This is a genomic window from Verrucosispora sp. TAA-831, from assembly GCF_050780145.1.
Lineage (GTDB): Bacteria > Actinomycetota > Actinomycetes > Mycobacteriales > Micromonosporaceae > Micromonospora.
Genome location: NZ_CP192240.1, coordinates 6,274,720 through 6,287,115, shown reverse-complemented (window position 1 = coordinate 6,287,115; position 12,396 = coordinate 6,274,720). Strand labels below are relative to the sequence as shown.

Annotated in this window: 13 protein-coding genes; 10 read left to right on the top strand and 3 right to left on the bottom strand. The window is 73.0% G+C overall.

Features of this window, described 5'->3' with window-relative positions:
- Positions 1 to 6 precede the first annotated feature (6 nt).
- A complete protein-coding gene (locus ACQVFL_RS28045) occupies positions 7 to 312 on the top strand; it encodes a hypothetical protein (RefSeq protein ID WP_396689792.1) in 306 nt (101 codons plus the stop codon).
- Positions 313 to 406: 94 nt separating this feature from the next.
- A complete protein-coding gene (locus tag ACQVFL_RS28040; RefSeq protein WP_396689794.1) occupies positions 407 to 898 on the top strand; it encodes a hypothetical protein in 492 nt (163 codons plus the stop codon).
- A 92-nt stretch (positions 899 to 990) separates the two neighbouring features.
- Here the strand turns inward: ACQVFL_RS28040 and ACQVFL_RS28035 are convergent, their stop codons facing one another.
- The gene (locus tag ACQVFL_RS28035) at positions 991 to 1,986 is read right to left on the bottom strand and encodes an ABC transporter ATP-binding protein (protein ID WP_431727936.1); all 996 of its coding nucleotides are present in this window, start codon (positions 1,984 to 1,986) and stop codon (positions 991 to 993) included.
- 2 nt (positions 1,987 to 1,988) lie between these two features.
- Here ACQVFL_RS28035 and ACQVFL_RS28030 point away from each other — a divergent pair, with 2 nt between their 5' ends.
- From ACQVFL_RS28030 to ACQVFL_RS28015, 4 genes are all read left to right on the top strand, one after another.
- Entirely contained in the window at positions 1,989 to 2,675 is a 687-nt protein-coding gene (locus tag ACQVFL_RS28030; protein ID WP_396689798.1) for an ABC transporter permease, read from the top strand.
- Positions 2,676 to 2,718: 43 nt separating this feature from the next.
- Positions 2,719 to 3,441, top strand: a complete 723-nt coding sequence (locus tag ACQVFL_RS28025) for an ABC transporter permease (protein ID WP_396689799.1) — start codon at positions 2,719 to 2,721, stop codon at positions 3,439 to 3,441.
- 201 nt (positions 3,442 to 3,642) lie between these two features.
- Positions 3,643 to 4,641, top strand: a complete 999-nt coding sequence (locus ACQVFL_RS28020) for a glycine betaine ABC transporter substrate-binding protein (protein WP_396689801.1) — start codon at positions 3,643 to 3,645, stop codon at positions 4,639 to 4,641.
- 152 nt (positions 4,642 to 4,793) lie between these two features.
- Positions 4,794 to 6,497: a hypothetical protein gene (locus ACQVFL_RS28015; protein WP_431727935.1), complete on the top strand. Its 1,704-nt coding sequence runs from the start codon at positions 4,794 to 4,796 to the stop codon at positions 6,495 to 6,497.
- Between the two features lie 11 nt (positions 6,498 to 6,508).
- On the opposite strand, the gene ACQVFL_RS28010 is transcribed toward ACQVFL_RS28015, so the two are convergent.
- On the bottom strand, positions 6,509 to 7,690 hold the full coding sequence (locus ACQVFL_RS28010; protein ID WP_396689805.1) for an NADH-quinone oxidoreductase subunit D: 1,182 nt from the start codon (positions 7,688 to 7,690) through the stop codon (positions 6,509 to 6,511).
- Positions 7,691 to 7,703: 13 nt separating this feature from the next.
- A complete protein-coding gene (locus tag ACQVFL_RS28005; RefSeq protein ID WP_431727934.1) occupies positions 7,704 to 8,918 on the bottom strand; it encodes an SAM-dependent methyltransferase in 1,215 nt (404 codons plus the stop codon).
- A gap of 112 nt (positions 8,919 to 9,030) precedes the next feature.
- On the opposite strand from ACQVFL_RS28005, the gene ACQVFL_RS28000 reads away from it, so the two are divergent.
- From ACQVFL_RS28000 to ACQVFL_RS27985, 4 genes are all read left to right on the top strand, one after another.
- A complete protein-coding gene (locus tag ACQVFL_RS28000; protein ID WP_431727933.1) occupies positions 9,031 to 9,984 on the top strand; it encodes a Rossmann-like and DUF2520 domain-containing protein in 954 nt (317 codons plus the stop codon).
- A 46-nt stretch (positions 9,985 to 10,030) separates the two neighbouring features.
- Positions 10,031 to 10,879, top strand: coding sequence for a pantoate--beta-alanine ligase (panC, locus tag ACQVFL_RS27995; protein ID WP_431727932.1), 849 nt, complete (start codon positions 10,031 to 10,033; stop codon positions 10,877 to 10,879).
- Positions 10,880 to 10,906: 27 nt separating this feature from the next.
- Positions 10,907 to 11,326, top strand: a complete 420-nt coding sequence (gene panD / locus ACQVFL_RS27990) for an aspartate 1-decarboxylase (RefSeq protein ID WP_396689812.1) — start codon at positions 10,907 to 10,909, stop codon at positions 11,324 to 11,326.
- A gap of 139 nt (positions 11,327 to 11,465) precedes the next feature.
- The gene (locus ACQVFL_RS27985; protein WP_396689814.1) at positions 11,466 to 12,362 is read left to right on the top strand and encodes a septum formation family protein; all 897 of its coding nucleotides are present in this window, start codon (positions 11,466 to 11,468) and stop codon (positions 12,360 to 12,362) included.
- Positions 12,363 to 12,396 lie beyond the last annotated feature (34 nt).

The window sequence follows — 12,396 nt, the reverse complement described above, 5'->3', positions numbered from 1 at the left end:
CGCTTCATGACCGACACATCATCGATCTCCGGCGGCCGGTCGTTCGAGGAGTTGGACGCCCTCTCCACCGAGGAACTGCGCGAGCAGGCGTTCGCGCTCGCCCGGGAGAACCGGGACGTGAAGTTCTTCTGGTCGGTGCTGCGGCGCCTGCCGAACGCGGACGAGGCCGCCGCCCTGGACGGTGCGCCGAACTCGGTGGGCCCGACGGTCGACGAGGCCGTCGCGTTGTGGCGGGAGATGACCGGTCACGGCTACGAGGAGTCCGCTCCGCTGCTGCGTGCCGCCTTCATCGACTACCTGATGAAGCACTGACCGACCAGGTCGGTGCCGGCCGCCGAAGAGGGCGTACCACCATAAAACGCGCCTCGCGTTTGCCCATGTCGATGTGCTGGGAACTAGCGGGGCCATGGCTCTCACCAATCGGTACAAGTCCGCACCGGGCGCCGGCACGCTCGCCGCGCTCATCCTGGTCCTGGTCTTCGGCAGCCCCTGGTACGCCGACTGGGCTCGGGACAACACCGACCCGGACAGCGCCGGCGGCTGGTTCCTGAGACTTCTCGCCTGGCCGGCCTGGCGGTTCGACTCCTCCGACTCGATCCAGGAGATCTTCGCCGCTGATCTCAAGGCGATTCTCGTGGTCGTGATGACCTTCGTCTTCCTGTACCTCCTGCCGGGTTCGCAGCTCGCCCGGGCCCGGGGCACGCTCAGCCAGTTCTTCGCCGGCTGGGCGGCGTACGTCTTCGCGGCAGCCTTCGCGGCCCTGCTCACCGCGCTGATCCGCGCCAACCCGTCGCTGCTCGGCGCGCTCCAGGCCGCCGGTGACGGTGCCGAGTACGGCCTGTTCACCGGCTGGATCATCGGCATCGCCACCCTCGGTGGTTACCGGGGCCGCCGCTGACCTGTCCGTCGACCGGGACCGGGCCTGCCGCACCGGCGGGCCCGGTCCCGGTGCGGACCGAGGTGCGGCGTGGCTCAGCCGGTCGGCGCGCCTCAGACGGTCGGTTCGGCGAGGGTCAGGACGCGTTCCCGGCTGAGCAGGCCGACCGGGCGCCCCTCCTCGGTGACCAGGGCCCGGCCCTGCGCCGAGGTGAGCAGCACCGCCAACGCGTCGTACGCCGAACCGCCCAGCGGTAGCGAGGGCAGGTCCGCCGTACCGTCGGCGGGCAGCGGTTCGAGCACCTCCCGGGTCAGCGGGGTGACCGCCAGCCGGCGGATGCCCCGGTCGGCGCCGACGAACTCGCGCACGAACGGGGTGGCGGGGCTGCCGAGCAGGGCCGCCGGGGTGTCGTACTGCTCCAGCTGGCCGCCCTCGGAGAGCACCGCGATGCGGTCGCCGAGTCGTACCGCCTCGTCCAGGTCGTGGGTGACCAGGACGATGGTCTTGCGGACCTCGGCCTGCAGCCGCAGGAACTCCTCCTGCAACCGGGTCCGCACGATCGGGTCCACGGCGGAGAAGGGCTCGTCCATCAGCAGCACCACCGGGTCGGCCGCGAGCGCCCGGGCCACGCCGACCCGCTGCCGCTGACCGCCGGAGAGTTCGTGCGGGTAGCGCCGGCCGAACTGCGCCGGATCGAGGCCGACCAGTTCCAGCAGTTCGTCGACGCGCCGTTGGGCCCGGTCCCGGGGCCAGCCGAGCAGGCGCGGCACGGTGGCCACGTTGGCGGCCACCGTCTGGTGCGGGAAGAGGCCGACGTTCTGGATGACGTACCCGATCTGCCGCCGCAGCGTGACCGGGTCCACCCGGGTGACGTCGGAGTCGCCGAGCACGATCCGTCCGGCGGTCGGCTCGATCAGGCGGTTGACCATCCGCAGCACGGTCGACTTGCCGCATCCGGAGGGTCCGATCAGTACGACCAGCTCACCCGCGTCGATGCGCAGGCTGAGATCGCGGACGGCCTCCGTACCGTCCGGATACCGCTTGCCGATGCCGTCGAGAGTGATCGACGCCGCGCGCTGACCGTCGTCGGCGACCGGGGTAACGTCCACGTATGTCCTTCCGCCTGAGCTACCGGGCCGACCCGGGTAACCCGTGGTTCTCCTGGCAGTACGTGCGGGACAACTCTGACACGGTGCTGGCCGCCCTGCGCGACCACACCACGCTGACCCTACGGGCGGTGCTGATCGCGGCGCTGATCGCCATCCCGTTGGCCGTCGTGGCGTACTGGTTCCGGCCGTTGACCGGTCCGATTCTCGCACTCACCGGGGTGCTCTACACCGTCCCGTCCCTGGCGCTGTTCGCGTTCATCGCGCCGTACCTGGGCATCGGGGTGGCGACGGTGCTCACCGTGGTGGTGCTCTACGCGCTGCTGGTGATCGTCCGGAACGCCGTGGCCGGGCTCAACCAGGTGCCGACCGAGGTACGCGAGGCGGCCGAGGGCATGGGCTACGGCCGCTGGGGCCGGCTGCTAAGGGTGGAGTTGCCGCTCGCCCTGCCCGGCATCCTCACCGGCCTGCGGCTGGCTACGGTCTCCACCGTCGCGCTGGTCACCGTCGGCGTGGTGATCGGGCGTGGCGGCCTCGGGCAGATCATCTTCGCGGGTTTCCAGAACAACTTCTACAAGGCCCAGATCATGACCGGGACGCTGCTCTGCGTACTGCTGGCGCTGGTGCTCGACCTGTTCCTGGTCGGCGTCGGCCGGCTGCTCACCCCGTGGCTGCGCGGGCGGGTCGGATGAGCGCGGACGCGGCGGGCGACCGGCGGGTCGGCGGGAGGACGCGATGAACCCCGTGGAGCAGGCGGTGCTCTGGCTCAACGACCCGTTGAACTGGACCAACCCGGGCGGGGTGCTGGACCGACTCGGCGAGCACGTGAGCATGTCGGCCGCGGCCGTGCTGCTGGGCTGCCTGGTGGCCTGGCCGCTCGGGCTGTGGTTGGGCCACACCGGCCGGGGCGGCGGGCTGGTCGTACTGGTCTCCAACCTCACCCTGGCGGTGCCCACGCTGGCACTGTTGACCATCCTGCCGTTGACCTTCCTCGGTTTCGGCCGTCCGGCCGTGGTGGTCGCCCTGGCGGTGTTCGCGGTGCCGCCGCTGCTGGCGAACGCGTACACCGGGGTGCGGCAGGTGGATCCGCAGATCCGGGAGGCGGCCCGGGGGATGGGGATGACCGGCGGTCAGGTGCTGCGTCGGGTCGAGTTGCCGCTCGCGGTGCCCTACCTGGCCGCCGGATTCCGGACCGCCGCCGTACAGGTGGTCGCCACGGCGGCCCTGGCGACCTTCGTCAACGGTGGTGGCCTGGGAGAGATCATCCGATTCGGCTTCGGGCTGAGCATCGCGGTCGGCGGCGGCCAGATCCTCGCCGGTGGCCTGCTGGTGGCCCTGCTCGCGGTCAGCGTCGAACTGGTCTTCGCGTGGGTCGAGCGGATGGTCACCCCGCGTCCGTTGCGACGCGTCCGGCGTCGGGCCGCACGGCGCGCTGCGGACGCGGTCACCGGCACCTGAACCGCCCGTCCGCACCGGTCCGGACGGCTCCGCACGCTGGGCGTCGTGGACGGATGGTGACGTTCCGGTGACGAAGTTCTCTCCGAGTTGTCGGTGCCTGCCGCGACGATGTTGGGTGGGACTGCGGGCGGCCGAGGCGGATCGCCCGTCGGACACGCGGCCGGCCCGAGGGGGTCGCGCCGGGACACGGAAGGCGGGCACATGCGCGCAGGTAGAAGACTGTCCATCGCGTTCGTCGGCGCGATCGCCGCCGCGGGCGTGCTGGCCGGATGCGGCGAGGCCGGCTCGTCCGGCACCGAGGCGCCGCAGCAGGGGGCCTCGGGGGAGGGCTGCGCACCGGTGGCCGGCGAGCAGCTCATCGCGCTCGACGACGACAAGTCCCTGCAGAACGCGGACAACATCATCCCGGCGATCAACAGCGAGGTGTCCAACCCGCAGCTCGTCGCGGCGCTGGACAAGGTCTCGTCCGTGCTCGACACCCCCAAGCTGGTGCAGCTCAACAAGGCGGTCGACGTGGACCGCAAGAGCGCCCAGGTGGCCGCACAGGAGTTCGCCACGGCGAACTCGCTGGCCGACGGGGTCGAGCGGGGACCGGGCGGGCGCATCACGGTGGGTGCCGGAAACTTCACCGAGAGTGAGATCATCGCCGAGCTCTACAAGATCCAGCTCGCCGCGGCCGGTTACCAGGTCACCGTCCAGCAGATCGGCAACCGGGAGCTGTACGAGCCGGCGCTGGAGAAGGGCGAGATCCAGGTCGTCCCGGAGTACGCCGCCACCATGGCCGAGTTCCTCAACGGCAAGGCGGGCGGCGGCCAGCCGGTCTCCTCGCCGGACGTGGAGGCCACCGTGACCGCCCTGCGTGGTCTCGGCGAGAAGGCCGGCCTCACCTTCGGTGCCCCGGCCGCCGCGCAGAGCCAGAACGCGTTCGCGGTGACCCAGGAGTTCGCCGACAAGTACGGCGTACGGACCCTCTCCGAACTGGCCGAGAAGTGCTCGGGAACGGCCACCGTGCTGGGCGGCCCGCCGGAGTGCCAGGAGCGCCCGTTCTGCAAGCCCGGCCTGGAGGAGAAGTACGGCCTGACCGTGGGTTCCTTCTCGTCGCTGGACGGTGGTGGCCCGCTGACCAAGACCGGTCTGCGTAACGGCACGATCAGCGTCGGCCTGGTCTTCTCCACCGACGCGGCGTACGCACAGAGCTGACCCGTCGACACCCGGCGCCCTCGGTCGATCCGACCGGGGGCGCCGGGTCGTCGCCGGTCCCCGCCGGGTACGGCGAAATCGGCGCATCGCCCATCGAAAGGTTCTCGGCTGACCGTTCCCACCCACCACAACTCTCGGTAGTGTGGGGACCCATGCCTGCCCCGGTACCCGTCGACGCGCGCAACAAGAGAATGCTCAAAGCGCTCTTCTGGGGCGGTGTGGCCCTGGCCCCCGTCGCAGCCCTGATCCTGCTGGTCGCCGACGGCAACGGCCCGCTCCGCTTCGCCGCGGTGCTGGCGATCATGGCCGTGGTGCTCATCGGCCTCTCCATCGCGCTGCGGACCGAGGGGGACGGTTCGGCGCGGAGCGAGGAACTGCGCACGGAGCTCGACGAACTCCGGCGCGAACTGCGGGGCGAGATCGTGGCCGCCGCCCAGCGCGGCAACCAGGCGCTCGACGAGGCACAGCGGGCCCAGGAGGCGCTGGCCGGGCTGCGACGTCGGCTCGAGGCGAGCGCCGCCCAGTTGGCCGGTACCGACGAGGCGCCCGGCCCGGGGCGGGCCCGGGTCCCGGCGCCCGCCGCGGAGGCGCCGCCCCGGTACGCCGAGCGACCTGCGGCCCCGGCCGGCACGTATGGTGCGGCCCAGGTCGCGGAGCCCGCTGCCGCCGTGGTGTACGGCGCGGCGGCGTCCGCCGAACCCGACGACGCACCGGCTGGCGGATACCACGACGAGCGCCCCGCGTCGCGCGGCGGCGACGAGCGGCCGTCCGGGTACGGCACCGACCGCCCGGCCGGTGGCGCCGGGGTCTACGGCGCGGCGAACCGCCAGGACGCCGAGTACCGCTCGGGTGACCACGCGCACCGCCCGCACGGGGTGGTCCGGCACACCGAGACCGTGCACGTGACCACCCGGCACACCGTCGTGGACGGCGGTGGCGGTGAGTCCGGCGGCCGGTACGGCGGTTACGGCACGAACTGGTCGGAGGAACGGTCCCGGGGCGGGCACGCCGCCGAGCGGGACGACCGGTCGTGGTCCGACGCCGCCGAGCGGTCCCCCCGGGGCGAGAACCGCTCCTGGTCGGCCCCGCCCGGCCGCGAGGAGGAGCGGTCCTGGTCCGGCGCGGCCCGGGCGGACGACCCTCAGCGGCCCGGCCGGGCCCGCGAGGAGGACGCCGCCTGGGGGGAACCACAGCCCGAGCGGTCCTGGACCGGCCCGCGCGACGACCGCGCCGGGCACCGCGACGACCGCGCCGGGCACCGCGACGACCGCGCCGGGCACCGCGACGACCGCGCCGCCTACCGGGACGAGTACGCCGGGTACCGGGACGACCGGGAGACGGGTCGGGACGACCGTGGGTGGGACGGCGGCGCCGGGCGGTGGGAGGCGGCGCCCGAGGCCCCGGCCGCGAGTCGGACGGCCCGACCGGACGACACCGGCGAGTACTGGGCGCAGATGCGTGCCGGCGATCGCTGGGCCGCCGTACGCGACGACGAGCAGGGCCGGGAAGTACGGGTCGGTGAGCGGCGCGCCGAGGTGCACGCCGACCAGACCGGCACCGAGTATCGGATGCAGGACCGCTGGGCCAGCGTGCGGCAGGACGAGCCCCGGCGCGGCGGTGCCCGCGACGAGACGTGGCGGGAGAGTTGGGGCGAGCCGGAGGGCCAGCCGGCGCTACCGCCCGGCGGGGTCCCGGTGCCGCAGGAGTGGCGGCCACCTCGCCAGCGTGGTCAGCAGCAGCCCGAACCGGTCCGTGGGCGGACGGAACCGGAGCCGTACGGGCGGCGGCACCAGGCCGAGGAGCCCGGCTACGACGACCGGCCGGGCTACGAGCCCGACCGGGGCCGCTGGCGCTGACCGATTCCGGCCTACTTGTCGATGTCGCCGACCACGAAGAACATCGAGCCGAGAATGGCGATCAGGTCCGGCACCAGACAGCCCGGCAACAGCGTGGCGAGTGCCTGCACGTTCGCGTACGACGCAGTGCGCAACTTCAGCCGCCACGGCGTCTTCTCGCCCCGCGACACCAGGTAGTAGCCGTTGATGCCGAGCGGGTTCTCCGTCCAGGCGTAGGTGTGGCCCTCGGGCGCCTTGAGCACCTTCGGCAGCCGGGTGTTGATCGGCCCGGTCAGCCGGTCCACCCGGTCCAGGCACTGCTCGGCCAGGTCCAGTGACGCGTACACCTGGTCGAGCAGGACCTCGAAGCGGGCGTGGCAGTCGCCGGTGGTGCGGGTGACCACCGGCACGTCGAGCTGGTCGTAGGCCAGGTACGGCTCGTCGCGGCGCAGGTCAAGGTCCAGCCCGGAGGCCCGGGCGACCGGCCCGGAGGCGCCGAACGCGGCGGCGTCGGCGGCGGAGAGCACCCCCACCCCGACGGTCCGGGCCAGGAAGATGTCGTTGCGCCGGATCAGGTTGTCCAGGTCGGGCATCCGGCGGCGTACCTCGGCGATGGCGGCGCGGGCCCGGCCGGTCCAGCCCGAGGGCACCTCCTCCTTGAGGCCGCCGACCCGGTTGAACATGTAGTGGATCCGTCCGCCGGAGACCTCCTCCAGCACCGCCTGGAGCGTCTCCCGCTCCCGGAAGGCGTAGAACATCGGCGTGATCGCACCGATCTCCAGCGGGTACGAGCCGAGGAACATCAGGTGGTTGAGCACCCGGTTCAGCTCGGCCAGGGCCATCCGCAGCCAGGTGGCCCGCTCCGGCACCTCCATGCCCATCAGCCGTTCCACCGCGAGCACCACACCCAGCTCGTTGGCGAAGGCGGAGAGCCAGTCGTGCCGGTTGGCCAGCACGATGATCTGCCGGTAGTCGCGTACCTCGAACAGCTTCTCCGCGCCCCGGTGCATGTAGCCCACGATCGGCTCGGCGGCGATCACCCGTTCGCCGTCGAGGACGAGCTTGAGTCGCAGCACACCGTGGGTGGACGGGTGCTGCGGGCCGATGTTGAGCACCATGTCCGTGCCGAGCTGCTCGCCGCCGGTGCCCGCCACCAACCCGGCACCGGTGCCGACGGTCAGCTCGCGCAGGTCGCCCGTGGTCATGCCCGCCATCGTGCCATGAACGTCAGGCCCGCAGTGGCAGCCGGTCCACGGCCAGGCCGACCGGCTGCCAGAGCCACAGGTGCCCGCCGAGCCCCGCCGGATCGGTCAACTCGGCCGCCGCCGTCGCCTCGGCCAGCGCCCGCACGTACCCGGCCGGATCCTGGTAGGCCAGGCGCAACGGCGGTCGCCCGCCGTCGGCCCCGAGCGCTCGCAGCCCCTCCCGCTGAGTCCGCAGGGAGTACGCACACCGCGCGACCCGCTCACCGGCAGAGGCGACCGAGTCCATGGCGACGTGTGCGGTCACGTCACACGATCCGTCCGGCACCGGCGGCACCTGTCGCCCATTCCGGTACCCGGTCAGCGAACCCGTGAGGGGCCGCTCCGCGCGCAGGTGCCCGTAGTCCACCGCGACGGCCAGCCCCCGCTCGACGTGGCCCACCGCCGCCGCCCACGCCTCGTCCCGGGTCCGCCCGATCTCGGCCCGCGCGACTTCCGCATTCCGCTCGCTGGGGGTGCCGTCCGTCAGGGTGCCGTCCGTGGGGTGGGGCTGGTTCTGTGGGGGCCACCAGGTGGTGAGCCAGGCGGCGTCTGCTCGGCTGACCGGGTCACCTGTCGTCTCCTCGCCCGACGTCGGGTCCACGAGGAGGTAGCGCCAGCCGTCCTCGCCGTGGACAGCCAGGTCCAGCGGCACGTTGTCCAGCCATTCGGTGGCCAGCAGCAGCCCGATGACGCCGTCGGGGATCTCATCCGTCCAGGCGATCTGTTCGGGCAGCTCATCCGGTCGCGACGCCAACTCGACCGCGGTGAACCGCACCCGCTCCACCAGCGGAACCCCCGTACCCCCGACCTCCGGGGTGAAGCCTCCGGCACGGACGGCGGCCGTGGAGGTCAGGGTTTCCGGGGAGCCCACCCGCGCAGGGATCAAGCCTGACCGCCCGGAGCGGGTGGGCTCCCCGGAAACCTTCACCGCGACGGAAGGCTCCCCGGAAACCCCCACCGCAGCAGCCAACGAAGACAGCAGCTCACCCCGACCAGCCCCCACGTCCACCACGTCGAACCGCTCGGGGAAGCCGAGGGCCGCGTCGAGGTGGTGGATCAACCGGAGCAGTGCCGAGGCGAAGACCGGGGAGGCGTGCACGCTGGTGCGGAAGTGCGCCGCCGGACCGGACCCGGAGACGAAGAAGCCCGACGGTCCGTAGAGCGCCTGGTGCATCGCGGCCCGCCAAGGCATCGACATCGTGGTGCCTCCTCGGCGCCGGTGAACGATTTCACACATCCTTGTTTGAGATCCGTGTCAGCGACGCATACTTGCCCCGACCGGTACCCCATCTCGAGGACTGGATCGTGACATGAGCGCACCGCTGCGCCACCATCCGGCCGCCTTCCGGCGGCCCGCGCCCGGGCCGTCGGCCCAGGTCGCCAAGCTCACCGTCGGCGTCATCGGCGCCGGGCGGGTCGGTGCCACCCTGGGTGCCGCGCTCGCCGCCGCCGGGCACCGGGTGGTCGCCGCCACCGGGCGTTCGGGGGCCTCGAAGGCCCGACTGGCGTTGCTGCTTCCGGCCGCCTCCTGCCGGCCCGCCGAGGCGGTCGCCCGGTCCGCCGCCGACCTGCTGCTGATCGCCGTACCGGACGACGCGCTCGCCGGGGTGGTCGCCGCGCTGGCCGCCGACGGCGCGTTGCGTCCGGGCCAGGTGGCCGTGCACACCTCCGGTGCGCACGGCCTGTCCGTACTGGCACCGGCCGTCCGGGTCGGTGCCCGACCGCTGGCGCTGCACCCCGCGATGACCTTCACCGGTACGCCCGACGACCTCGGCCGGCTGCCCGGCATCTCGTACGGCGTGACCGCCCCGACCGAGCTTCGGCCGCTGGCCGCGCGGCTGGTGGCGGACCTGGGCGGGGTGCCCGAGTGGATCGGTGAGGCCGACCGGCCGCTGTACCACGCGGCGCTGGCGCACGGCGCGAACCACCTGGTGACCCTCGTCAACGAGGCGGCCGACCGGCTGCGGGACGCCGGGGTGGACCGACCCGAGAAGGTGCTGGCCCCGTTGCTGCGGGCCGCCCTGGAGAACGCGCTGCGCCTGGGCGACGACGCGCTGACCGGCCCGGTGTCCCGGGGTGACGCGGGCACCGTCGAGCGTCATCTGGCCGCGCTCGCCGCCACCGCGCCCGAGGCGGTCGGACCGTACCTGGCCCTGGCCCGGCGTACCGCCGACCGGGCGGTGGCCGCCGGCCGACTGCGACCGGTGGACGCCGAGCCGCTGCTCGGCGTGCTCGGTCGGGACCAGACCGGAGTGGCGGCGTGACGCCGGGCGGTGGCCCGGTCGGGCGGACGTCAGGGAGGTGGGCGAGGTGACGGAACTGGTGCACAGCCGGGGTGACCTGGCCCGGGCGCGGTCCGCTCTCACCGGCACGGTGGGGGTGGTGATGACCATGGGGGCGCTGCACGCCGGGCACGAGACGTTGATCCGGACCGCCCGGGACCACGCCGACCACGTGATCGTCACGGTCTTCGTGAACCCGTTGCAGTTCGGGCCGAACGAGGACTTCGACCGCTATCCGCGTACCCTCGAAAACGATCTTGAGGTTTGTCGGCGGGCCGGGGCCGACCTGGTCTTCGCGCCTTCGGTGACGGACATGTACCCGGGTGGCCAGCCGGCGGTCCGGGTCAACCCGGGGCCGCTCGGCGAGGATCTGGAGGGACTCAGCCGTCCCGGGTTCTTCCACGGGGTGCTCACCGTGGTGCTGAAGCTGCTCCAGCTCACCCGGCCGGATCTGACCTTCTTCGGCGAGAAGGACTACCAGCAGTTGACCCTGGTCCGGCGGATGTGCCGGGACCTGGACGTACCGGTCGACGTGGTCGGCGTGCCGACGGTCCGGGAACCGGACGGGTTGGCGATGTCCAGCCGCAACCGGTACCTCTCCACCGAGGAGCGGACGGCGGCGCTGAGCCTGTCGCGGGCGCTGCGTGCCGGTGCCGAGGCCGCCGAGGCGGGCGGTGACGCCGGTGCGGTGCTGACCGCCGCGCACGCGGCCTTCGGCGCCCAGGCCGCCGGTGCCCGGTTGGACTACCTGGTGCTCACCGATCCCGACCTGGCGCCCGGCCCGGTCGACGGTCCGGCTCGGCTGCTCGTCGCGGCCTGGGTGGGCGACACCCGGCTGATCGACAACGCTCCGGTCCGGCTCGCCCCGACCTCCTGACCCCGCATTCCGCGAAAGGCGATCCCGATGTACCGCACCATGCTCAAGTCGAAGATCCACCGGGCCACCGTCACGCAGGCGGATCTGCACTACGTCGGCTCGGTGACGGTGGACGAGGACCTGCTCGACGCCGCCGACCTGCTGCCCGGCGAGCAGGTGGCCATCGTGGACATCACCAACGGCGCCCGACTGGAGACGTACGTGATCCCGGGGCGGCGGGGCAGCGGGGTGATCGGCATCAACGGTGCCGCCGCCCACCTGGTGCACCCGGGCGACCTGGTGATCCTGATCTCGTACGGGCAGATGGACGACGTCGAGGCGCGGACGTACCTCCCTCGGGTGGTGCACGTGGACGCCGAGAACCGGATCGTCGAGCTGGACGCCGACCCGACGACCGCCGCCCCCGGCACCGCCGGCGCTCCCGTCTCCAACCCGCTGACGGTGTAAGGAAGGGCACCCTACTAACGCCTCGTGTATAGCAAGGGTCCCTTCCTTCATCCGAAATCCGGTCTGTCACCGGAAGGTCATTCCTGGTTACCCTGGGGGCGCCGTCGGGAGGCGGTCGCTGGCTGGGGGAGGCGGCGTCATGCAGCGTGCGACGAGAAGCCTGGTCGCGGCCTTCGCCGTGGCGGCCCTGCTGGCGGGTTGCAACGGGTCCGGCGGCCTCGACGATGACCTGACCGACGACTGGGCTGCGCTGCCGCCGCCGGGTCCGTTCACCCCGGCCGCCGGGGTCTGCCACGAGCCCGAGTTCACCCCCACGGTCTCGCTGGCCGCGTACGCGCCGGTGGACTGCGTGCAGCCACACCGGGTGGAGACGGTGCACGTCGGCGCCCTGCCGGCCGAACGTGCCGCGCCGCCCGCGGTGGGCTCCGCCGAGCTGCGTACCGCCTTCGGCGAGTGCGACAAACAGGCCAGCGGCTTCGTCGGTGACAACTGGCGGGCCGGCCGGCTGCGACTCGCCGTGGCGGTGCCGTCCGAGCCGGGCTGGGCCGCCGGCTCCCGCTGGTACCGCTGCGACCTGATGGAGGTCACCACGGCCGAGGCGGCGGCCACGGTGGTGCTGCGTACCGGTTCGCTGCGGGACGCGCTCCGGACACCGTCGCCGTTGCGGCTGGGCTGCCAGCAGACACGTGTCGACCGCAACCGGGTGGTGCAGACCCTGGTCGCGGTGGACTGCGCCACGCGCCACGACGCCGAGTTCGTCGGGGTGTGGCAGTCGCCCGAGCGGGCGTACCCGACGCGTAGCGTCCAGTGGGTGCCCTTCTACGACGGCTGCCGCTCGGTGCTCGCGCGCTACGCCGGCGTACCGGACGACGAATGGCTGGTCTTCCGCAGCGACCTGGTGGTCCGGCCGCCCGGCGCCGGCCGGTGGCGGGCCGGGGACCGCGGTGTGCGCTGCTACCTGTGGCTCGGTGACCGGAAGGTGACCGGGTCGCTCAAGGGCGTCGGCCCGGCCGGTCTGCCGCTCCGGACGAAGTAGCCGGAACCACTCGTCCGGCCCCCGCCGTCCGAGC

Bases quoted from the DNA above. Each gene is read 5' to 3' on its own strand.
- ACQVFL_RS28040 (WP_396689794.1), top strand. From the start codon at position 407: ATGGCTCTCACCAATCGGTACAAGTCCGCACCGGGCGCCGGCACGCTC.
- ACQVFL_RS28010 (WP_396689805.1), bottom strand. From the start codon at position 7,690: ATGGCGGGCATGACCACGGGCGACCTGCGCGAGCTGACCGTCGGCACC.
- ACQVFL_RS28025 (WP_396689799.1), top strand. From the start codon at position 2,719: ATGAACCCCGTGGAGCAGGCGGTGCTCTGGCTCAACGACCCGTTGAAC.
- ACQVFL_RS28000 (WP_431727933.1), top strand. From the start codon at position 9,031: ATGAGCGCACCGCTGCGCCACCATCCGGCCGCCTTCCGGCGGCCCGCG.
- ACQVFL_RS27985 (WP_396689814.1), top strand. From the start codon at position 11,466: ATGCAGCGTGCGACGAGAAGCCTGGTCGCGGCCTTCGCCGTGGCGGCC.
- panD (WP_396689812.1), top strand. From the start codon at position 10,907: ATGTACCGCACCATGCTCAAGTCGAAGATCCACCGGGCCACCGTCACG.
- ACQVFL_RS28030 (WP_396689798.1), top strand. From the start codon at position 1,989: ATGTCCTTCCGCCTGAGCTACCGGGCCGACCCGGGTAACCCGTGGTTC.
- ACQVFL_RS28020 (WP_396689801.1), top strand. From the start codon at position 3,643: ATGCGCGCAGGTAGAAGACTGTCCATCGCGTTCGTCGGCGCGATCGCC.
- ACQVFL_RS28045 (WP_396689792.1), top strand. From the start codon at position 7: ATGACCGACACATCATCGATCTCCGGCGGCCGGTCGTTCGAGGAGTTG.
- ACQVFL_RS28005 (WP_431727934.1), bottom strand. From the start codon at position 8,918: ATGTCGATGCCTTGGCGGGCCGCGATGCACCAGGCGCTCTACGGACCG.
- ACQVFL_RS28015 (WP_431727935.1), top strand. From the start codon at position 4,794: ATGCCTGCCCCGGTACCCGTCGACGCGCGCAACAAGAGAATGCTCAAA.